The 22167-nt window shown below is 59.2% G+C and carries 16 protein-coding genes; 12 read left to right on the top strand and 4 right to left on the bottom strand.

Going from position 1 to position 22167, the window contains the following annotated elements; genetic code table 11:
• Positions 1-200: 200 nt before the first annotated feature.
• The gene (locus BUC04_RS16760) at positions 201-4538 is read right to left on the bottom strand and encodes an EAL domain-containing protein (RefSeq protein WP_067664511.1); all 4338 of its coding nucleotides are present in this window, start codon (positions 4536-4538) and stop codon (positions 201-203) included.
• Between the two features lie 106 nt (positions 4539-4644).
• Entirely contained in the window at positions 4645-7431 is a 2787-nt protein-coding gene (locus BUC04_RS16755; RefSeq protein WP_067664508.1) for an insulinase family protein, read from the bottom strand.
• Between the two features lie 189 nt (positions 7432-7620).
• Here BUC04_RS16755 and sixA point away from each other — a divergent pair, with 189 nt between their 5' ends.
• Positions 7621-8082, top strand: coding sequence for a phosphohistidine phosphatase SixA (gene sixA, locus BUC04_RS16750; RefSeq protein WP_067664506.1), 462 nt, complete (start codon positions 7621-7623; stop codon positions 8080-8082).
• Here sixA and smrB read toward each other — a convergent pair.
• Complete coding sequence (gene smrB, locus BUC04_RS16745; protein WP_067664505.1) at positions 8079-8612, bottom strand: endonuclease SmrB; 534 nt, start codon at positions 8610-8612, stop codon at positions 8079-8081. The two genes, sixA and smrB, sit on opposite strands and share 4 nt — an antisense overlap.
• 89 nt (positions 8613-8701) lie before the next feature.
• On the opposite strand from smrB, the gene prmB reads away from it, so the two are divergent.
• Genes prmB through BUC04_RS16715 form a run of 6 tightly spaced genes read left to right on the top strand, consistent with a single transcriptional unit; the run spans position 8702 to position 13840 of the window.
• Complete coding sequence (gene prmB / locus BUC04_RS16740; RefSeq protein ID WP_067664503.1) at positions 8702-9634, top strand: 50S ribosomal protein L3 N(5)-glutamine methyltransferase; 933 nt, start codon at positions 8702-8704, stop codon at positions 9632-9634.
• 23 nt (positions 9635-9657) lie between these two features.
• Entirely contained in the window at positions 9658-10755 is a 1098-nt protein-coding gene (gene aroC / locus BUC04_RS16735; protein WP_067664500.1) for a chorismate synthase, read from the top strand.
• 2 nt (positions 10756-10757) lie between these two features.
• Complete coding sequence (locus tag BUC04_RS16730) at positions 10758-11948, top strand: MFS transporter (protein WP_067664498.1); 1191 nt, start codon at positions 10758-10760, stop codon at positions 11946-11948.
• The gene (locus BUC04_RS16725; protein ID WP_067664496.1) at positions 11914-12462 is read left to right on the top strand and encodes an elongation factor P hydroxylase; all 549 of its coding nucleotides are present in this window, start codon (positions 11914-11916) and stop codon (positions 12460-12462) included. The genes BUC04_RS16730 and BUC04_RS16725 overlap by 35 nt, the downstream gene beginning before the upstream one ends.
• Positions 12444-13568, top strand: a complete 1125-nt coding sequence (locus tag BUC04_RS16720) for an ATP-NAD kinase family protein (RefSeq protein ID WP_067664494.1) — start codon at positions 12444-12446, stop codon at positions 13566-13568. The genes BUC04_RS16725 and BUC04_RS16720 overlap by 19 nt, the downstream gene beginning before the upstream one ends.
• 2 nt (positions 13569-13570) lie before the next feature.
• Positions 13571-13840, top strand: a complete 270-nt coding sequence (locus BUC04_RS16715) for a YfcL family protein (RefSeq protein WP_067664492.1) — start codon at positions 13571-13573, stop codon at positions 13838-13840.
• A gap of 85 nt (positions 13841-13925) precedes the next feature.
• Here the strand turns inward: BUC04_RS16715 and mnmC are convergent, their stop codons facing one another.
• On the bottom strand, positions 13926-15857 hold the full coding sequence (gene mnmC / locus BUC04_RS16710; RefSeq protein WP_067664490.1) for a bifunctional tRNA (5-methylaminomethyl-2-thiouridine)(34)-methyltransferase MnmC2/FAD-dependent 5-carboxymethylaminomethyl-2-thiouridine(34) oxidoreductase MnmC1: 1932 nt from the start codon (positions 15855-15857) through the stop codon (positions 13926-13928).
• A 130-nt stretch (positions 15858-15987) separates the two neighbouring features.
• Here mnmC and fabB point away from each other — a divergent pair, with 130 nt between their 5' ends.
• From fabB to truA, 5 genes are all read left to right on the top strand, one after another.
• Positions 15988-17211, top strand: coding sequence for a beta-ketoacyl-ACP synthase I (gene fabB, locus BUC04_RS16705; RefSeq protein WP_067664488.1), 1224 nt, complete (start codon positions 15988-15990; stop codon positions 17209-17211).
• 142 nt (positions 17212-17353) lie between these two features.
• Positions 17354-18496 (top strand): 4-phosphoerythronate dehydrogenase, encoded by a 1143-nt coding sequence (locus tag BUC04_RS16700; RefSeq protein WP_067664486.1) that lies wholly within the window; start codon positions 17354-17356, stop codon positions 18494-18496.
• A complete protein-coding gene (locus tag BUC04_RS16695; protein ID WP_067664484.1) occupies positions 18486-19496 on the top strand; it encodes an aspartate-semialdehyde dehydrogenase in 1011 nt (336 codons plus the stop codon). The genes BUC04_RS16700 and BUC04_RS16695 overlap by 11 nt, the downstream gene beginning before the upstream one ends.
• Positions 19497-19561: 65 nt before the next feature.
• Entirely contained in the window at positions 19562-21049 is a 1488-nt protein-coding gene (locus tag BUC04_RS16690; RefSeq protein ID WP_082766785.1) for a FimV/HubP family polar landmark protein, read from the top strand.
• A gap of 128 nt (positions 21050-21177) precedes the next feature.
• The gene (truA, locus tag BUC04_RS16685) at positions 21178-21969 is read left to right on the top strand and encodes a tRNA pseudouridine(38-40) synthase TruA (RefSeq protein WP_067664480.1); all 792 of its coding nucleotides are present in this window, start codon (positions 21178-21180) and stop codon (positions 21967-21969) included.
• The last annotated feature ends 198 nt before the right edge of the window (positions 21970-22167 follow it).

Genomic DNA, 22167 nt, shown 5'->3' with positions numbered 1-22167 from the left:
GAGGAGATATAGTGCTCTGAAATATTCGCATTTGACTGTTCTACATCCACCCAAGGCAATGATGCGTGTGCATTGGCAGAAACAAACAGGGCGGCAGACAAACAGATAAGCTTGCGGGAGATATTCATCATCGATCCTTGAAACAGAGTAGGTCAAAAAATTTGCTCTACTCTGCTTAAAGCAACCGATGTGCCAGTTTTTTAGACGGTTTTTTGGCGGAGGGGTTTTATTGCACCTTGCTCGCGAAGCAGAAGGCGTTCGAATTCTGCTTCCGGGAGTGGCTTACTGTAGAGATAGCCCTGGATACAGTCACAACGCAGCTCAGAAAGTGTTTTGGCCTGTTCTTTCTCTTCAACACCCTCGGCCACTACGTGCAGATCCAGGTTCTTGGCAATGGTCACAATAGAGGAAACCATCATCTTGCCTGAACGGGTTCGATTTAGATCGTCGATAAAGGACTTATCGATCTTGAGCGTATCCAGTGGATATTGGCGCAAATAGGAGAGGGAGCTGTACCCGGTACCAAAGTCATCCAGTGCGAGACTAATTCCAAGCTTTTGCAACTCCCCCATGGTTTGGATAGCTTCATCTGGATTTTGAATCACTGTTCCTTCGGTTAGCTCCAGTTCCAGGTGTTTCGCTGGCAGCTGTGTCACGTTGAGGATACTGGCAATCCTGGGGCCTAAATCGGGCAGCATGAATTGCTTCGATGATAGGTTAACCGCAATGCGACCATTAAAGAGCCCGGCTTCACGCCAGGTCTGAGCGGCGAAACAGGCTTGCCTGAGCACAACCTCACCAATCTCAATAATCAGAGAGCTCTCTTCCGCCAATGGAATAAACTGGGCAGGTGAAATGCAGCCTTTTTCGGGATGAACCAGCCTGACAAGTGCTTCGGCACCGATGATTTGCTCGGAGTGAGTATCAACCTTGGGTTGGTAATAAACCTCGAACCAGTTCTCTTTCAGAGCCTGGCGGATCAGACTTTCCATATTCATCCGGGAAATGGCAGCCTTGTTCAGCCCTTCGTTATAGAACTGGTAGCGCTGACCCCCCTGGCTTTTGGCATGGTACATCGCCAGTTCCGCTTTTCGTATCAAGGCCTGTCTGTCCTGGTCGTCTTCAGGATAGTTTGCGATGCCGACGCTGCTGTCGATCAACAGTTCCTGATCTTTGACGGTAAAGGGCTGCTCAAAGGACTCCAATAGGGCTCGAGACAGATTAGTACTCATACTCAGAGCCTGGCGTCCCTCGTAGACCACGGCAAACTCGTCACCACCAATGCGATGCAAAGTCGCCTCATGAGGAAGACGGGCTGCAAGACGATTGGCAATGTTACACAACAAGGTATCACCGGCTTCATGCCCCAAGGAGTCATTCACTCGCTTGAAGTTGTCCAGGTCGAACAGGATCAGGCAGAAGGGCACTTCGAGACGAAGCAGTTTATCGATACTGACATGCAGGTAGCTTCGGTTGGGCAGCCCCGTCAGCATGTCATTGTTGGTCAGCCGGCGTAGCTCCGACTCCGCCACCTTGCGGTGGGTGATGTCACTGAATACACCGACATAGAAGCACTCCCGGCTGTCCAATTCATCCAGCCTATCCAGGGTCAGCTCCAACTTGATGATCTTGCCGCTGGAGTGTCGGTAGTCGACTTCCCCGCTCCAACGACCTTGATTGTTCAGGATAGAAACAATGTCATGGGTGTAGCTTGCAGGGTACTCGGGAAAATTCAATGGGTTGCCAATAAACGACTCTCTGGATTGACCGGTGATACTGACACAAGCCTTATTGAGCTCGATAAAGGTCAGGTTTTCGTCCAGGATGAACATCCCTTCTGAGATGTTGGTCAAGGCTCTGGCAAACAGAGACAGCCGCTCTTCCGATTCTTTGATCTGGTTGATGTCTTTGATTGTCCCGGTCATCCGGGTAGGCTTGTCGTTTGCGTCTCGCTCTACAATTTTTGCCCTGTCCAGGATCCAGACCCAGTTGTCTCGGTTGCCTTTGACACGGTAGGTGGCCTCAAAATGGTCACTCTCGCCCTTAAAGTGCTGCATAAGTAGACGGTTGACCCGAGAGACGTCATCCGGGTGAATATTTCGCTGCTCTTCGGTTTGCCCTTTTTGACCCGCAGCAAAGTCCAGCGCCCCCCACATGTTTGAACGGTAGATCTTGCCCGCTTCGATGTCCCAGTCCCACATCTCATCGCCACTGCCCCAAAGTGAGAGTTTCAGTCGCTCTTCGCTTTGGGCGATGCGCTGTTGTACCTGCTTACGCCTTTGAAGCTCTTTATACCAAAGCAAAACAACGGAGAGTGCCAGCAGGCTGTATAAGGTCTTTGCAAACGCAGATAGCCACCAAGGCGGCGTAATATTGACATCCAGGTATGTATAGCTACCAGAGTTAGATGTTAGTACTGAGTTAACCCTGACTTCAAAACGGTAATTACCTGCTGGAATATTTGTGAAAGTGGCATACCGGAATTTATTCTCTACCGGAATCCATTCCTCAGAAAAACCGCTTAGACGATACTCATATGAGAGGGTTTCGCTGGACTCCATGTTCAAGCTGGAGAAGCCGAAGGAAAAAGGGTAATCGCTATATTTTAAAGTGATTGATTCAACTGATGACGGAGAAACAGGGACACCGTCATCATTTAGGTACTCTGAGTTGAACACCTTGATTGAGGTAATTATGGGATTCAAATCATTGTGTTTGTTTCTAAAGTTACTAGACCGAACCCTGGTTATGCCTTCGGCACCACCAAAATAGACATGGCCTTTACCGACCCCAGCAGCCATGCCATTAAAGTCTTTCTGTGAGCCGTCGCTGACAGAAAACATCTCAATCAGATTTAGGTCTGACCCCCCAACAACAATAATGCCATTGTTGGTTGCTAAGTAAATACTTCCATCGAGAGACTTTGCGCTGTATATCGACAGAGAATCACTTAAATTTGTCAACAGTTTTTCCGTTTCCAGGCTCTCGGTATCAACTTTGTAAAGCCCTTTGTTAACTGTACCAACGACAAGAGCACCTTCGATACTGACTAAGGTCGTAACGATTGTTCCGTCTAGAAGCTTTCCATGCCTTTGCCAGCGACCCAACTCATCACTCTTGTACGCATAAAGGCCGCTTTGAGTTGCGATAAAAGTGATCTTCTCCATCATTTGGGAAGCTAGAATTGGTTCGTTGATGTCGTCAATAATTGGAGGGAGAAAAGTGTTGGAGCTTGCATCAAAGCCAAAAGCGCCTTCGCTTAAGGAGCCGACAAGGACTTGTCCACGAAACTTACTTAAACTGGTGACAGTAAGGTCTAGTACTAAATCGGAGACATACCCCTGCCTGATAGAGCGAAGGCCACCCTGACCACCAACCAATAAAGCGTCATCGACAGAGGCTAAAGACTTCGGCCCATTAATCCCAGTGTCGAGTGATGATAAGAGCTTCATGTCTGCAGACAATTCATGAACTATGGAGCTGTTGTTGCCAACCCATATAGACCCATTATGTTCGGCTATCGCCCACACCTGATTGTTTAGATTGCTACTTTTGTCAACTTTATACGTCTGAAGGTATTCCCGTTTATTAGATAGTCTCGCTATTCCATGACCATAGGTACCTGCCCAAAGATTGCCTTCGTCATCCACTTTTAGAATTGAGGCCGGCTTGTCTGATATTTTTTTTACTTTAAGCGAGTTGGCATCATAACCTTCCTTGATAGGAAGTGAAAAAATTCCTGACTCAGATGCAAGAAAGAAAGAGCTATCAAGTTCAGAGTATATAACACTTGAGACTTGAGGGGTGCCATTTATTCTTATATATGATTTGGTATGTTGATTGGCTAGGTAAACTCCGCTCGGGGTACCAATTACATATCCAAGATTCTCAGCTGAACTGAATGAAGTGACTCTTTCTTTAGGGAGCCAGTCAATTTTTCTGAAGTTACCATCGTTATCCACAGTAAAAGCATCGCCATCAAAGAAAGAAGCATAGACCTCAGAGTCCTTTTTTGTGGACAGCAGTAGGTAGTCTACTTGTGCCTTATCTTCGGGGATGTTGTATTTCTGAACTTTTCCATCAAATGGGAAGAACAATACATTGTTGCTTGTGGATACATATATGCCATTAGCGGATGATACAGCATTATTAATCTGCTGTACCCCATCTAGGATCGGCTCGAAAGAGTCAAGGTGCTGAAGATATTTATATACGTTTTTCTTTGTCGCAACCCAAAGAACGCCAGACTTATCAACTATCAAATCTGATATGAAGTCTTCATTTAAATTGTAGCGGTCTGCCTTTGATGTGTCATAGTGCTTAAATTCATTGCCATCGAAACGATTTAATCCACTGATGGTTCCTATCCAAACAAATCCAGTCTTGTCTCTGGCAATGCTCGTAATAGTCCCTTCAGACAGCGCCTTACCGTCAGTAACACCATACTGCTGAAAGTTATATACGCGAGTCAGACTATCGGAGCCGGCGTGTGCGACACAGGAGAGAAAGAGAAGAAAGGTGGCTATCCATCGCCGCATCAATGAGTCCATTCGAGCTGGGTAAAACTGTTGCTCAGAAGTTATCACTAAGTGGGGGGCGATCCAAGGGGAAGTAGCCCTCCACTTAGGGATTAATCTCGATGTTTCAGAAGTCTATCAGGGCGGACTGATGCTTGAAGCTGGAGATATCAGTGATATGACGTTCACGTGACAGGGGCTCGAGATCGCTGTGTGAGCTGCCACTGGAGTAGAGCACCAGGCGGTCTGGGTTGGCGATGCGCATCCGCTCCATCATAAAGCGGATAAGTTCGGCCCGATCCATCGACTCAACAATGGCGGCAATCTGCTCTCGCTGGTCGAATTCGATGTCCTTGTTGCCGATGCTGACCCAGCTGCGTTGGGCCTTGGCCTTGAGGTTGCTTTCCTGCTCCATAATCTGGTGACACAGCGCCTGCTTGGTGTCACGCCATTCACTGCTGGAGATCTGCATCAGGGCGTAGCCAAAGTCCGCAATGAACTGGTCGATGGACTCCAGCAGCTGCAATGGGCCGGCTACCGGGCTCTGGATGTAGAAAATGATACCCGGACAGCGATTCATCGGCACATAGCTGGTGCCCACCATGTAGCCAAGCTGCTGCTTGGTGCGAAGCTCGTAAAAGAAGTCGCTGGAGATGGTGTGATTGAGCAGGCAGAACAGCGCCATCTTCTTCAGGTCGTTACGCCGAGACTGGTAGTACACCAGGATGGCACTGTCCTGGTGACTGCTCTCGATCTCCCGATGGATGGTGCCTTGACCCTTGATGCTCACCAGTTGACGTTTGACCTCCTGTCCCGGCCCACCCACCTGGGTCAGTGTGTGCTCCAGCCGCTGGGCCAGGCCGTCGGCCTCGCTGCGCAGCCAGTCGCCATAGACCAGGGCTTCCACATGGAGGTGGCGGTAGATCCCATCGATGTGTTGGTGTAGCTGCTCCAGAGTGACCGATTCCAGTTCCTCGGCCATACGCAATGGGTCGAAGCTGCGCTTTTGCAGGGTGGTGGTCAGGGCGTTGAACAGGCGGGACACCGGCCGGCTGATGCGGACACCGTTCCAGCTACGCAGCAACTGGCTTTTCAGCTCCTGGAAACGGGCCTCAGTGAATTGTCGCTGGCGCGCGTGATGCAGTAGCAGATCCAGCAGCTTTTCCTGGCCACCGGTAAAGCCACTGAGGTGCAACGTCAGGCCCCCCTGATGTGGGTAAACGTTGTAGTTGAGGCCCGCGACCTCGGCCTGATAGGTCAGCTCGGTGAGTGAATCCATCAGGATGGCGATGTAGAGGCGGGTCTGGGCCGCGGCCTTGGCGTTCTCGTGACAGGCCTCGCTGTCCAGCGCGACGAACAGGTGCGCCTTGGGCACGTTAAACTGGTCGTCCTTCTTGTGCCACAGGGTCAGCCGTTCACTCTGGTAGATGGGCATCGGGTCGTCAGATGCAGACGGCTCCGGCCGAGGCTCCAGCAGATCACAGATGTACTCATTCGGTTCCGGCAGTGCCAGGCGCGGGTCACGGGGCCCGCTGAGCCAACTGGCCTTACGCTGCTCACCGATGGGCTCAAGCCGATAGGGGGTGTCGTACCACTTGGCCCTGCGGTCGCCCTCGCAGTCCGGGTGGACCAGGGTAAGGCGCGCATTCTCCGGCACAAACTGGTCGAGGATCTCCATTGCCAGCGCCTGGTCCAGGCCGTCCATTCGGTAGTCACCGTAGACCCAATCCTGCGGCTCGTAGTGGTGCATATTGATGGCCAGATGACTGGCCAAATCCAGCGGTTTGGTGCTCTCCTGAAAACGGAAGGCACGCTCCAGCAAGGTTTGTCGCTCCTGGTAGCGCCAATCGGCAATCCCCTGCTCACGCATCAGGGCGATGTACTGGAAGGTCATCGCCAGGATCCTGTCCTGCTCTGCCAGGCCCTTCTCGGTCAGGCGGTAGCTGACGTTGTAGTCCTTGAAGTTGTAGCCGTTGATGCCACCACCGGCGGACAGCTCACTGACCAGGTCTTCCTCTTTCAAGGCGGACAGCAGGCTGCCTGAGCCTTCATAGCCCAGCATGTAGGAGAGGTAGGTCAGGGGTTTGTGGCGATACCAGGCATCCAGAGCACCCAGGGGGAACGTCAGGGTCAGCTGACGTGACTTCTTCAATGGCGCCATCGAGATCTGCACGCCCAGCTCCTGCTCACGATAGAGCGGCACCTCGGGCAACACCTTGTCGGCGCTCTGGTTGGCGATCTTGCCAAACTCCTGCTCGACGAACCCTTGCCACTGGCTGGCGGGATCCGGAGAGACTAGCACCAGGGTCATCAGGTTGGCGGAGTAGTGACGTTGGTAAAAGGCGATCAGCTCGCTGCGGATGCTTTGCCCATCGCGATCGGCCAGGGTCTGGTGATTGCCCACCGAGAACTTGCTGAAGGGGTGCGCCGGGTTCACCGTTTCCTTGTGTACCTGGTAGAAGCGGCGCATGTCGTCCTGCAGCTTCATTTTGAACTCGGAGTCCACCGATTGGCGCTCCTTCTCCACCAGGCCCTCATCGAACAGCGGCGCGGTAAAGAACTGGGCGAAACGGTCCAGCGCCTCCTCAAAGGCGCTTGGCTTCACGTCGAAGTAGAAGCTGGTGAACTCCGGCCCTGTCCAGGCATTGTGGGTACCACCATTCTGGCTGATGTACTGCTGATACTCGCCGGCGTTGGGGTATTTCTCGGTACCGAGGAATAGCATGTGCTCAAGGAAATGGGCCATCCCTTCCCGGTCGCTGGGGTCGTCGAAGTGCCCAACCCGGATCGCCATGGTGCCCGCGGCCTTGGTCGCCTCCGGATCCTCCACCAGTAACACCCTCAGCCCATTGCTGAGGGTCATTGGGTGGTAGCGCTTGGGATCATTGGGGCTGGTCTTGATCGTGTTGGCCATTAACCGCTGCGAAGCATCCGGGCTTCGTCCTTGTATGAGAGTACCTTGCATGTAGCTAGTGTGCGCTCAGATCCGCTGCGGCGCAATTGTTGCCATGGCATAAGACCAAAGAGTGAGCGTGAAGGCACTGTTGCCCGCCCTCCAGTCACGCTAGAATCGGGCCATTACAGCAGTAGAAACCGGTATTCGATGGATATATACCTAATGCGTCACGGCGAGGCGAGTTACGCCGCGCCGACCGATCCCCAGCGACCGCTGACCGAGCGGGGCATCGCTGAGAGCGTGGCGATGGCCAAGCACTATGGCGACGCCTGGCACCAGCTTGACCTGGTGCTAGTCAGCCCCTATTTGCGTGCTCAGCAGACTTGGCAGGCGATCGAGCAGGCACTTGGATTGAAGGTAAAGGTAGAAACCCTGGAGGAGCTGGTACCGGAGTCAGACCCGGCCCTGGCCCGGGATCTGCTCCTGGCCTCGGCAGAGGTGGCCGGCGCACGCGGGGTGCTGGTGGTAGCGCACATGCCGCTGCTGGGCTACCTGTTGGCGGAGCTGGTCAGCGGCAGCGAGCCGGCGATGTTCATGACCTCCGGTGTCGCCCATATTCGCAGCGAGCAACGCGCTGATCTTATCGAGCTGCGCGGCCCAACCCACTAACGCTTAGCCGCTTCTCCCACGTCCACCAAAATCAGCAGGGCACCGTCGCCCCCCCACTCCAAAGGCGCCTGATGAAAGGCCAGCACGTCCGGGTGCTGGCTCAACCAGGCCGGCACCCTCTGTTTGAGCACACCGGTGCCGAGGCCATGCATCACGCTGGCACAGGGCACCTGTTGACGCTTGCAGGCATCGATCAGTGCGATCAACTCATGACGGGCCTCGGCCTGGGTGTGGCCATGCAGATCGAGCAGCAATTCCGGGCTGTAGTCGCCCCGGCGCAGCTGCTTGGCGGCGTACGGATCGGCACCCTCGCGGACATAACGCATCGGGCCCTCTTCGGGCAGGGCCGGCTGGTAGCTGTCCGAAAAGTAGTGGTCGGCCAGCTTGCGCTGTTGTTTGACCCGGGTTTTGTCCGGCGTCGGCACCTTTGGCTTATGATTCACCTGATCTTGCTGGAGGGGGCGCACCCCCTCCATGCTTTGGCGGAACAGGTCAAAATCGTCGCATTGGTTGGGATCGGATTTGTTCATCCCGACATTTTACGCCGAAGCGGATAGGAATAGGAACGCTTCTCCCCTTTGGGTAGAATGAGCGTCGGATTGAATGAGGAAGCCCCCCAGTGGAAAAAATCTTTATTGATGAAGCGGTCAACGAGCTTCATACCATCGATGACATGCTGCGTTGGTGCGTCAGCCGGTTCAATGCGGCCGACATCTACTACGGCCACGGCACCGACAACCCCTGGGATGAGGCGGTGGCGCTGATCATGCACACCCTGCACCTGCCGCTGGAGCTGGGTGGCCAGGTGCGCAATGCCCGCTTGCTTAGCAGTGAAAAGCATCGCATCGTCGAGCTGGTGATCCGCCGGGTGCGAGAGCGGGTGCCAGTGCCCTACCTGACCAACAGCGCCTGGTTCGCCGGTCACGAGTTCTTCGTTGATGAGCGCGTGCTGGTGCCGCGCAGCCCCTTTGCCGAGCTGATTGAAAACGGCTTCAACCCCTGGCTCTACAACAAGCCGGTCAACCATGTGCTGGATCTGTGCACCGGCTCCGGCTGCATCGCCATCGCCTGTGCTCATGCCTTCCCCGATGCCCAGGTGGATGCGGTGGACATCAGCCCGGATGCGTTGGAGGTCGCCCAGATCAACATCGAGCGCCACGGCGTACTGAACCGGGTTTACCCCATTGAGTCCGATGGCTTTGCCGTGCTCAAGGGCCAGCGTTACGACCTGATCGTCTCCAACCCGCCCTACGTGGACGCGGACGACATGGCGGATCTGCCCGATGAGTTCCACCATGAGCCGGAACTGGGCCTGGCCTCTGGCCGTGATGGCCTCGAGCTGACCCGCTCCATCCTGGCCAACGCCGCTGATCACCTCACCGACGAGGGCCTGCTGTTTGTCGAGGTGGGCAACTCCATGGTGGCGCTGCAGGAGCAGTTCCCCAATGTGCCCTTTACCTGGCTCGATTTTGAGCGTGGTGGCCATGGCGTTTTCATGCTCAGCAAGGAGCAACTGCTGGCCGCGGAAGCGGACTTTGCCCCCTACAAATAACAACAACGAGGACCCCGTCTGCCATGGCCGGTAATAGCATTGGAAAGCGTTTTTCTGTCACCACCTTTGGCGAAAGCCACGGCGCGGCCCTGGGGGCCATCGTCGACGGCTGTCCTCCCGGGCTGGCGTTGACTGAGGCGGATCTGCAGGGGGACCTGGATCGCCGTCGCCCCGGCAGCTCCCGCTACACCACCGCCCGCCGCGAGCCGGACCAGGTAAAGATCCTGTCCGGCGTGTTCGAGGGTAAGACCACCGGCACCAGCATCGGCTTGCTGATTGAGAACACAGATCAGCGCAGCAAGGATTACTCCGCCATCGCCGAGCTGTTCCGCCCGGGCCACGCTGACTACACCTATCACCACAAGTACGGCAATCGCGACTACCGCGGTGGCGGGCGCAGCAGCGCCCGGGAAACCGCCATGCGGGTGGCCGCCGGTGCCATTGCCAAGAAGTACCTGCGTCAGGCCTGCGGCATCGAGATCCGTGCCTGTATCGATCAGCTCGGTCCCATCCGCGCCAGCAAATTCCAGTGGGACACGGTGGAGCAAAACCCCTTCTTCTTCCCAGACCCGGACGGCCTGGAGCGCCTGGATGAGTTCATGCGTGAGCTTAAAAAGGCCGGTGACTCGGTGGGGGCCAAGGTGCGGGTTGAGGCGACCGGCCTGCCGGTGGGTTTGGGCGAACCGGTGTTTGACCGGTTGGATGCGGATCTGGCCCATGCCCTAATGGGCATTAACGCGGCCAAAGCGGTCTCCATCGGCGACGGTTTCGAGGTGGTGAACCAGCGTGGCTCCGAGCATCGCGATGAGATGCACCCGGATGGTTTTGCCAGCAATCACGCCGGCGGCGTGCTGGGCGGTTTGAGCTCCGGCCAACCGCTGGTGGCCGAGGTGGCATTCAAGCCCACCTCCTCCATCATGGTGCCTGGCCAAAGCATCGACGTGCACGGCAAGCCGGTAGAGATGGTGACTCGTGGCCGCCACGACCCCTGCGTCGGTATCCGTGCCGTGCCCATCGTCGAGGCGATGGTAGCCATCGTACTGATGGACCACCTGCTGCGCCACAAGGCCCAGTGCGGCGATGTTCAGGTAGACACCCCGGTGCTGCCGATGCGCGATTGATCATGCAACACCCCCTGCTGAGCCGCCAGGGCCAGGTCCTGGCGGCTTGCTACCTGGCGTTCTTTGCCACCTTAGGTCTGTTGGTACCCTACCTGGGGCTCTACCTCGACCACCTGGGTCTCGATTCCCTGGCCATCGGTCAACTGCTGGCCATCCTGTTTGCTACCCGGATCCTGGCGCCCAATCTTTGGGCCGCCCTGGCGGATCATACCGGTCGCCGGGTCGCGGTGATCCGCTGGGGGGCGACCGTGGCCGGCGGGGTCTTCTTGGCCATGCACTGGGCCGAGGGCTTTTGGACCCTGGCGCTGGTGATGGCACTGTTCACCTTCTTCTGGAACGCCATCCTGGCCCAGCTTGAGGTGGTGACCCTGTCCCATCTCTCCGGCCAGACCGAGCGCTACGGCACCCTGCGCAGCTTTGGCAGCTTCGGCTACATCCTGATGGTCACCGGCGCCGGCTGGTGGTTTGCCCAGGCCGGCCCCGGCCACTTCCCCTGGCTCGGCAGCGCGGTATTTCTGTTGCTGATCAGCGCCTGCTGGCTGCTGCGCGAATCCCCAACCCCGCCATCAGAGCGTCAACCCGATGGGCAGGGGCTTTGGCAGACCCTGCGCCAGCCACCTGTATGGCTGTTTTTGCTGTCGGCGATGCTGATCCAGGCCAGCCATGGCCCCTTCTACACCTTCTATGTGCTTTATCTCAAAGGGCTGGGTTTCAGCGAGGGGGTCGCGGGTGCCCTGGTGGCCCTGGGCGTCACCGCCGAGATCGGGATCTTTGCCCTGGCCCCGCGGCTGCTGCGGCGCTGGTCGGTGCCCACTCTGTTGTGCCTGGCTTGTCTGCTGGCCGCGCTGCGCTGGGCTTTGACCGCCGAGGGCGGGGCAAGCTTGAGTTGGCAGTTGCTGGCGGCCTCGCTGCATGCCTTTAGCTTTGGCCTGACCCACGCCTGCAGCATTCAGCTGGTGCACCGGCGATTTGCCGCGGCCCATCAAAGCAAGGCCCAGGCCCTGTACGCCAGCCTGAGCTTCGGCGTTGGCGGCGCGCTGGGGGCCTACCTCAGCGGCGTAATGTGGCACAATGGCGCCGGTGCGACCCAGACCTGGTGGTTGGCGTCGGCGGCGGCCGGGTTGGCTGCCATAGGGGTGTTACTGATGAAGGTGGTAGATGATCGACGCCAAACAACTGGTCAGGCTGTTTAATCAAGGTCTGGGCCGAGCCCACCAGACCCGGTTGCTGTTTGGCGATGACGAGCCGCTCTATCTGCCGGCGGATGATACCTGCCCCTACCATCGCATCTACTTTGCCCACGGTTTTGCCGCCAGTGCCCTGCATGAGCTGGCCCACTGGTGCCAGGCCGGCCCTCGGCGTCGCCAGTTGGTGGACTATGGCTACTGGTATGAGCCGGACCAGCGCAGCGCCGAGCGCCAACAGGAGTTTGAGCGACTGGAGGCTCAGCCCCAGGCGATCGAGTGGTACCTGAGCCTGTGCTGCGGTCGGGTGTTTGATGTCAGTGCCGATAACCTGGCCATCGAGACCGACCGACCCGGCTTTCGCAGGGCAGTGCAGGCAGCGGCGCTGGCCTACATCGAGCGCGGCTGGCCGCCCCGGGCACAGGCCCTTGGGCAGGATCTGTGTCGGCATTTCGCCCTGCCAGCACCATCCAAAGACGACTTTTCATGGAGTGAAGCGCAGTTATGTTCAAGCTGGGCCTGATCATCAATCCCTTGGCGGGGCTGGGGGGCACGGTTGCCCTGAAAGGCTCCGACGGTGTGGCCGAGCAGGCCATGGCATTGGGCGCACAGCCCAAGGCGCCGCAGCGGATGCGCACTGCATTGACCGAGTTGCTGCCGCTGGCCCAGCGTCTTCGGGTGTATACCGGCTCCGGTGTGCTGGGCCAGGACCTGGCGCAGCAATTGGGCCTTGATACAGAGCTATTGCATCACGCCAGTCAACCAACAGACGCCAAGGATACCCGGGCATTGGCCCGGGCGATGCTGGAGCAGCAGGTGGACCTTATCCTGTTTGCCGGCGGCGATGGCACCGCCCGGGATCTCTGTGCCGAGGTGGGACAGCGGATCCCGGTACTAGGGGTGCCCGCCGGGGTGAAGATCCACTCCGGGGTGTATGGGATCAGCCCCACCGCCAGTGGTAAAGTAGCGGCCCAGATGGTGCGTGGCGAGCTGCTGAGTGTCACCGAGGGTGAGGTGCGCGACATCGACGAGGTCGCCTTTCGCCAGGGGCAGGTGCGAGCACGCTACTACGGCGAGATGCTGGTGCCAGAGGCGCTGCGCTACGTTCAGGCGGTCAAGATGGGCGGCCAAGAGAGCGAAGAGCTGGTGCTGGATGACATCGCCGCCGAGCTGACCGAGTCGATGGATCCTGACTGGCAATACGTGATGGGCTCCGGCTCCACCGTGGCCGCCATCATGGATCAGCTTGGGCTGGATAACACCCTGCTGGGGGTGGATCTGATCCGCGATCAACAGCTGCTGGCACAGGACCTGACCGAGGCACAGCTGCTGGCGGCGGTCCGTGAGGTGCCCACCAAGCTGGTGCTGACCCTGATTGGCGGTCAGGGCCATCTGTTTGGCCGGGGTAATCAACAGCTGAGCCCCGCGGTCATTCGGGCCATCGGCCGGGACAACCTGGTGCTGGTGGCCAGCAAGAGCAAATTGGAGGCGTTGACGGGTCGACCCATGGTGGCGGACACCGGCGACGCCGAATTAGATAGGGCCCTGTCGGGCCATTACAAGATCATTACCGGCTACCGGGATGCGGTGTTGTATCCCCTGGCCGATTTGTCGGATTTCGAGGAGTAACCATGCTGGAGCGTTGGGACGAGATTTGCCATCAGTGGGTGGCGGAACTGCTGGAGCAAGGCAGTGACGATGAGGTGTTTGCCAGCGGCTACCTGCAGGGCCATTTTGCCGTGGTGCTGTCTGAGCTGGAGCAGGAGACGCAGCCGCAGTTGACCCAGCTGCAGGCGCAGATGAGCGAACGCTTGGCCCAGGCCCGCACCGAGCTGGCACCGGATGATCTGGCTCTGATCCAGCACGCCTGGAGCCAATTGGAGCAGCGCCTGCTGCACTGAGCCGTCTCTACATCGGCGAGAACACCAACGCCCCGCACGCTGGTAGCCAGTGTGCGGGGCTTTTTGTTAGCGCTGAATGCGGCAGCTAGCGCTTCTGCGCCTTGGCGCGGGCTCGGCGTTCGAAGCGATCCGGTGCCAGGTTGGCCTGATCGCTCAGGCTCAGCGGCCTGGGCTCGTCGCACAGCTGGCTGGCCAACAGCTCGGCACAGAGCGCAGCAGAGCAAAGCCCGCGGGAGCCCAGGCCCGTCAGCAGATGCAGCCCAGGCTGGTGAGCCACGGGTAGGGAATCCCCATGGTCCCACTGCGGTACCGGCCCCACCAACGGCAGGTGATCTCGCACCGTGGCGCGCACTGCCGCCCGGCCCTGGTCGTAGTGCTCTGGCGCCAGCGCCGGCAACCAGGGCAGCCCGGCGAAGCTGCGGGCCATGCGCTGGCCAATCTCCTGGTAGTCCTCCGCCTTGATGCTGTCGTCTGCATCCCCGCGGCCAAAGCTGGCACCGCAGGTGACCCGACCGTCCTGGCTGGGCACCAGGTAGCCGTCGGCGCAGATCACCGATTTAAGCGAGGCCAGCTCCCCCTGGGCGCTGGGGTAGGCGATCTGCCCCCGGACGGGATTCAAGGGCAGTGCCGCAGTGGCCTCCAGCGCCGTGGTTCCTACACCCGTCGCCAACACCACGCTCTCTGCCTGTACTGACCTCTGCTGTTCAAACTGCAGCTGCCAGCCGCTGTCGTTGCGCTGCAGCTGGGTCAAGCGGTGCTCCGGCTGCAGGGTGAGCAGGCCGGTCGCCTCCGCCTCATCCAGCATCGCCTGAGTCAGTTGCGCCGGGCAGAGCCAGCCGCCCAACGGGTAGTAGACGCCACCCCGGTCCAGTGGCAGATCAGCGATCTGCGTCGCCTGCTCGGCATCCACCGCATGTACCAGCTCCAGCGGGAAGCCCGCCTCACTTACCTTCTTCAGCTTGTTGCTGCTCTTGTCATCCACCGGCAGCTGTACCACCCCGCACAGGGCATGATCGACCTGACGACACTCAGCTAGTTGCAGCAGTTGTTGGCGCGCCAGCGGGAAGGCCTGGCTGTAGAAGCGGGCCAGGCCATCGTCGCTGGCGTTGAGCAGCGGATAGAGCGCGCCCTGGCGATTGCCAGACGCCCCCTGAGCCGGCTTAGGATCCTGGCAGTAGAGGTTGACCGCAATGCCCCGGCGGCATAGCGCAAGGGCTGTGCTGGCACCGGCCACCCCGGCACCAACCACCGCGACATGCGACGGCTGGGACATCGGCGACGCCTCACCGGGCAGTTGACCGTGGATCATCTCCCGCTTCAGGCCGTAGCCGGGTAGTTTGTTCACGCTGAAACCAACGGCTTCCAGTCCCCGTCGCACATGACCCGCCGAGGTGAACGTGGCGTAAGTGGCATCGGGCCGAGACAGACGTGCCATCTGTTGGTAAAGCTCTGGCTGCCACATCTGGGGGTTTTTACTGGGGGTAAAACCATCTAGAAACCAGGCATCGAAGACGCCGTTTGGTCCCGCATCGACTTGTGGGAGAGTGTCGAGGGCATCACCAAACCAGAGATCCACCGTCACCCGGCCCTGGTCCAGCACCAGGCGGTGGCAGCCTTGGGTCGCAATGGGGTAAGCGTTCCGAAGCTGTTGCGCTAAATCGGCAAATTGCGGCCATTGTCGGTGAGAACGGGCCAGATCGGTGACGGTTAGCGGGTATTTTTCGAAGCTGACAAAGTGAAGGCGAAGCGAATTGCCAGAGTCAGAGCGTTGAGCAAACTGCCGGAGCTGATGCCACAAGACCAGCAGGTTTAATCCGGTTCCAAACCCGGTTTCTGCCACCGCGAAATGGCCGCGGGGATGGCTGAGCCAGCGTTGTGGCAGCCCGTTGGGGCGCAGGAATACGTACTCGGTTTCTGCGACGCCGTTGGTGGTAGAGTAATAGACGTCGTCGAACTCGACGGAGATCGGCGCACCGGGATCAGACCAGTCGATGCTGGGGTGGGTCAGTTGGCTCACAATTGCACTCAAAACACAGAACTTGGATGGTATTCTACCGCCAACTTGGGAAAGCCGACCAGTTTGGCCATGGCTTCGCGCTAACATAGCCGCGGTTGAAATGAGTCTACACACAGATAGGACGACAGAGATGAAAAGAGCGGTCATTACCGGGATCGGGGTGGTTTCGAGCATCGGTAACAACGCCGAAGAGGTCACCGCGGCCCTGCGTGCAGGGAAGAGCGGCCTGAACTATTCCGAACAGTTTGAACAGATGGGGCTGCGCAGCCGCGTCTGGGGCGATCTGAAGATCAACCCTGCTGAACACATTGACCGCAAGGTGATGCGCTTTATGGGCGACGCCGCGGCCTACGCCTACCTGGCGATGCAGCAAGCGATTGAGGATTCTGGCCTGAGCGAAGACCAGGTCAGCAATGAGCGCACTGGCATCATCGCCGGCACCGGTGGAGCCTCCTCCCTGAACCAGGTGAACGCGGCCGACACCCTGCGTGAGAAGGGCGTGCGCCGCATCGGTCCATATCTGGTACCGCGGATCATGTCCTCCACCGCCTCCGCCTGTCTGGCGACTCCATTTAAGATCAAAGGGGTGAACTACTCCATCAGCTCCGCCTGTGCCACCAGTGCCCACTGCATCGGTAACGCGGTGGAGCAGATCCAGCTGGGTAAGCAGGACATCGTCTTTGCCGGTGGCTCTGAGGAACTGCACTGGACCTTGGCGATGGGCTTCGACGGCATGGGCGCACTGTCCACCAAGTACAACGAGGACCCGACCCAGGCATCACGTACCTACGACGCCGACCGGGATGGCTTTGTCATCTCCGGCGGTGGCGGCATGGTGGTAGTGGAAGAGCTGGAACACGCCCTGGCTCGTGGCGCTAAGATCTACGCCGAGATCGTCGGCTACGGTGCCAACTCCGATGGCTACGACATGGTGGCCCCGTCCGGTGAGGGCGCGGTACGCTGCATGAAGCAGGCCCTGGCTCAGGCGGAAGCCGCCGGCGCCGGTGAGGTGGAATACCTCAACACCCACGGCACCTCCACCCCGGTGGGCGACACCCGTGAGCTGGGTGCCATCCGTGAAACCTTTGGCGACAAGCCGCCGATGATCAGCGCCACCAAGGCGATGACCGGCCACGCCCTGGGCGCGGCGGGCGTGCACGAGGCGATCTACAGCCTGCTGATGCTGGAGCATGGCTTTGTTGCCCCCAGCATCAACGTGGCCAACCTGGATGAGGAAGCACAAGGTCTGCCCATCGTCACCGAGCGTCAGGACAAGGCGCTGACCACGGTGATGAGCAACAGCTTCGGCTTCGGCGGCACCAACGCGGCCCTGATCTTCAGCAAACTGAAGTAATTGGCACCGTACTGATGAGCCCGGCATGGCAACATGCCGGGCTTTTTTCGTTTCAGGCTCAAACCCTCAGCGATGGGGGCTGGGTCGGGGATCCCGATTCGGGTAAACTGGCGGTTTTGACCCAACAGGTAGACGACAACGGATGAAGATCGTCGCGGACGAGAACATGGCGGCGCTGGAGCCGCTGTTCGCTTCCCTCGGCAGCATCACCTCCCTGCCCGGGCGCGACATCGGCCCAGAGCAGGTGGCGGATGCTGACGCTCTGCTGGTGCGGTCGGTAACCAAGGTAGACGAGGCCTTGCTGCGTGCGGCCCCGAAGCTGCGCTTTGTCGGCACCGCCACCATAGGTACCGACCACCTGGATACCGCTGCCCTGGCCCGTCGCGGTATCCCCTGGAGCAACGCCCCGGGCTGCAACGCCGAAGCAGTGGGTGAGTACGTACTCACCGCTTTGCTACTGCTGGCCCAGCGTCAGGGTGTCGAGCTGAGCCAGCGCCGCGTCGGCGTGGTGGGGCTGGGCAACACCGGCAGCGCGGTGGCCCGTCGGTTGCAGGCCTTGGGGATAGAGGTGCTGTGTTGCGATCCGCCCAAAGCGGCGCAGAGGGCGGCGGGAACCTGGCATGAGTTGGATACCCTGTTGGCAGAGTGTGATGTCATAACCCTGCATGTCCCCTTAATAACCGAAGGGCAGGGCGCCACCGTCAATCTGCTTGATGAAGCCCGCCTGGGCATGCTCAAATCGGGGGCTTGGCTGGTCAACGCCTGCCGCGGGGAAGTGATTGATAACCCAGCCCTGGTTCGAGTCAAGCGGAAGCGTCCGGACCTTAAACTGGTGCTGGATGTGTGGGCCAATGAGCCCCACCCCCTGGCCGATTTGGTGGCGCTGGCGGAGATTGCCACTGCCCACATCGCCGGCTACTCCCGCGAGGGCAAGATCCGGGGCAGCCAGATGCTGCACCGGGCGCTGATGCAGCAGAAACAACAACCGCAGCAAACCCCGGCCTTGGCCAGTTTGCTGCCGGACAGCCCACTGCCGGCCCAGCAGATTGAGTCCAAGCTGGACCAGACCGAGCTGCTGAGCCTGATGAGTGGCGTCTATGACCTGGCGGCGGAAGACCGGTTGTTCCGGGCAGCATTGCCTGATGGCTTTGATCGACGACGCAAGGCCAACCTGGCGCGCCGAGAGTTCAGCGCGCAAACCTTATACATCGCTGACCCTTCCCAAGCGAAGCGGTTGGCGCAACTCGGATTTACAGTAAAAGAGAAGAGCGAAGATGGCGTATAACATTGCGGTATTGGGTGCCACGGGCGCCGTGGGTCAGACCATGATCGAGATCCTGGAGCAGCGGGATTTCCCGGTGGCCAAGCTGTATCCCCTGGCCAGTGCCAACAGCCTGGGCAAAACCGTTTCCTTCAAGGGCGAGTCCCTGGATGTCATCGACGTGGACACCTTCGACTGGAGCCAAGTGGAACTGGGTCTGTTCAGCGCCGGGGGCAGCGTCTCCGAGAAGTACGCACCGCTGGCCGCCGACGCCGGCTGCGTGGTGATCGACAACACTTCCCACTTCCGTTACGACCCGGAGATCCCGCTGGTGGTGCCGGAGGTTAACCCCCATGCCCTGGCGGAGTTCCGTAACCGCAATATCATCGCCAACCCCAACTGCTCCACCATCCAGATGCTGGTGGCGCTGAAGCCCCTGCACGAACAGTTCGGTATCGAACGGATCAACGTCTGCACCTACCAGTCCGTTTCCGGTGCCGGTCGCAGCGCCATCGAAGAGCTGGCCAAGCAGTGTGGCCAGTTGCTCAACGGTCAGCCGGCCACCACCGAGGTGTTTGAGCAGCAGATCGCCTTCAATGCCCTGCCCAAGATCGACGTCTTTATGGATAACGGGTACACCAAGGAAGAGATGAAGATGGTGTGGGAGACTCAAAAGATCTTCGGCGATGCCGATATCCGAGTTAACCCCACTGCAGTTCGGGTGCCGGTGTTCTACGGCCACGCCGAGGCGATCCACATCGAGACCCGCTTGCCGACCTCGGTGGACGAAGCCAAAGCGCTGCTGGCCCAGGCGCCGGGGGTGACCCTGATGGAAGAGGATCAGGATTACCCGACCCAGTTCAGCCACGCCCAGGGCCAGGATGATGTCTTTATTGGTCGGGTTCGCCAGGACATCAGCCATCCCCAGGGACTGAACCTGTGGGTAGTGGCGGACAACATCCGTAAAGGGGCGGCATTGAATTCGGTGCAAATTGCCGAACTATTAGTGCAAGATTACCTGTAAGATCAGCGGGTAAGATGATGAAAGTCGTGCCGACCGGGAGGGTCGGCCGATCACAATAGAGTGGAATGATGAACAACACCATGACTCGGGCACTCTGTGCCGCCGTACTGGGTAGCGCCATGATGACGCTGCCAGTGTCCGCCAAGACTCTAAAGATCACCGGCCCAGACGGCCAGATCATGGAAGTGGAAGATGCCCCGCTGGCCACCTACGGCCCCACCAGCCGTCGGGACACCCTGTGGCGCATCGCCAATGACGTTCGTCCCGACACCGGTGTCACGGTGTACCAGGTGATGCAGGCGTTGTTCAATGCCAACCCCCATGCCTTCTCCAGCTCCAACTTCAACTCGCTGGAGCGGGGCAAGATCCTGACCGTGCCACCGCGTGAGGTGATTGCCGCCTTCCCTGAGTCGGAAGCCCGTGCCCAGGCTCGTCAACACGACCAGGCCTGGCAGCCGCCGGTACTGGACAACCAGGGTCAGGCTAAGAGTGCCCCCGCTGCGGCCGCTGCCCCCAGCAGTGCCGCGGTAAGCCAGCTGGAGGCTGAAAAGGCCGAGCTGCAGGCGCAGCTGGCGGAGCAGGAGCGTGAGCAGGCTCAGATCAGCGCATTGCGCCAGGAGCTGGCCAGCACCGCCGATGAGATGGCCAAGATGCTGGAGCAGAACGCCCTGCTGCAGCAGCAGCTGGACGAGCTGGGCAACGAGATGACGGTACTGCGTCGTGCCCTAGATGAGCAGCAGGGGCTTAACCGCGCCCTGGAAGAGGAGCTGGATCGTCAGCGCAGCCTGGTGGTCGCCCCGGACGCGGTGGTGAACGAACCGGTACTGGAGGAGCCCTCCTCCTTCTGGCGTGACTTGCTGGCCAACCCGTTGTCGCTGACCTTGTGGTCCCTTCTGCCGGTGGGATTGGCATTGCTGCTGATCTTTGCTTGGCTGCGTCGTCGCCAGGACCAGGAAGCGGACGCGGCCCAAGCGGAGCTGCGGGATGCGGATCCTGTGGTAGCCGACGAGGCGCCGATGGAGGAGACCCTGGAAGATGGCACCCTGGAAGAGCTGGTGATGGCGGACGACAGCAAGGCCGGGATCCAGCTGGAAGCGGAGCTGAAGGACGACGAGATCCTGTCGCTGGATCAGCTGCTGGAAGAGCAGCGCCAGGAAGCCCAGGCCGCGTCCACTGAGGTGGAGCAAGCCGAGACTCAACCGGCAGCGGTGGAGCCTGAACCGGTGGCGGTTGAACCGGCCCCCATGCCCCAGGCCGTGGAGACCCCGGCCGCCCCAGCGCCAGCCGATGAGCCCTTTATCGACATCGACAAGCTGCTGGAGGAGAGCGAGTTGAGCCAGGACCCGGCGGATCTGGACAGCGAGAACGACACCATGGTGGCGATGAGCGAACCGGCACTGGACGAGGGCGGCATCAACGCCAAGCTGGATCTGGCCCGGGCCTATATCGAGATCGACGACAACGACAGCGCCAAGGCGCTGCTCAAAGAGGTGGCGCTGGAAGGCACCGAAAGCCAGCGTAAGGAAGCCGATCTGCTGCTGTCCCAGCTGTAACGCAATACCAGGTAAAAAACGGCGGCTTATCCGCCGTTTTTTTGTGCCTGACAGGCTGTGGGCTGATGGCAGGATTTTTACTGAGATAGGGTTTATAATGCGCGCCCTGTTTAGATTGAGGGCATGGCATGCGCATCGCATTGGGTATCGAATACAACGGTCACGGCTACTATGGCTGGCAGCGTCAACGGGAAGTGGTTGGCGTTCAGCAGCGCCTGGAGCAGGCGCTGAGCAAAGTGGCTAACCACCCGGTGGAGGTGATCTGTGCCGGTCGGACCGATGCCGGGGTGCACGCCACAGGTCAGGTGGTGCACTTTGATGCCCAGGTGGAGCGGCGTCCCGCCGCCTGGACACTGGGACTCAACACCAATCTGCCCGATGGCATTGCGGTGCGCTGGGCCCAACCTGTGGTGGACGACTTCCATGCCCGTTTCTCTGCCACCGCCCGGCGCTATCGCTACGTGATCTACAATCATCGACTGCGTCCCGGGATCCTGCGTCATGGCGTTAGCCACTACCACCAGCCGCTGGATGCCGCCAAGATGCACCAGGCCGCCCAGCGCCTGCTGGGAGAGAACGACTTCAGCGCCTTTCGTGCGGTGCAGTGTCAATCTCGCAGCCCCTGGCGCAACGTGCATCACGTCAAGGTCGATCGTGTTGGCCAATACGTGGTGGTGGACATCAAGGCCAACGCCTTTGTCCATCACATGGTGCGCAACATCGTCGGTTCGCTGATGGAGGTGGGCCAGGGTAACCAGCCTGAGCAGTGGATCACCGAGCTGCTGGAAGGCAAGGATCGCAACCTGGCCGCGGCCACCGCCAAGGCCGAGGGGCTCTACCTGGTGGAGGTGGATTACCCCGAGGAGTTTGCTCTGCCCAAGAGCGCACCGGGGCCGCTGTTCCTGCCAGATCCGCTGTAATCACCTCAGCCCTGCCGAGCGCAGATATCTCAGCCATTTTCTTGAGAAATAACCGAAAATAGCCGCTCTATTACAGAGGATTAGAGGGTATGACCAGTTTTCGGTAGGCGCTCAGATCGCCTTATGGTTTAATGGCAGCCATGCTGCAATGGTCAAAGGGAACTAAACTGGCCGATGGCGACCCAATGCCCGGTCGTT

The sequence above is a fragment of the Ferrimonas marina genome, assembly GCF_900129905.1.
In the GTDB taxonomy this organism is placed as follows: Bacteria; Pseudomonadota; Gammaproteobacteria; order Enterobacterales; family Shewanellaceae; genus Ferrimonas; species Ferrimonas marina.
Note: the sequence above shows the minus strand (reverse complement) of the source record. Positions and strands in the feature narration are given on the sequence as shown.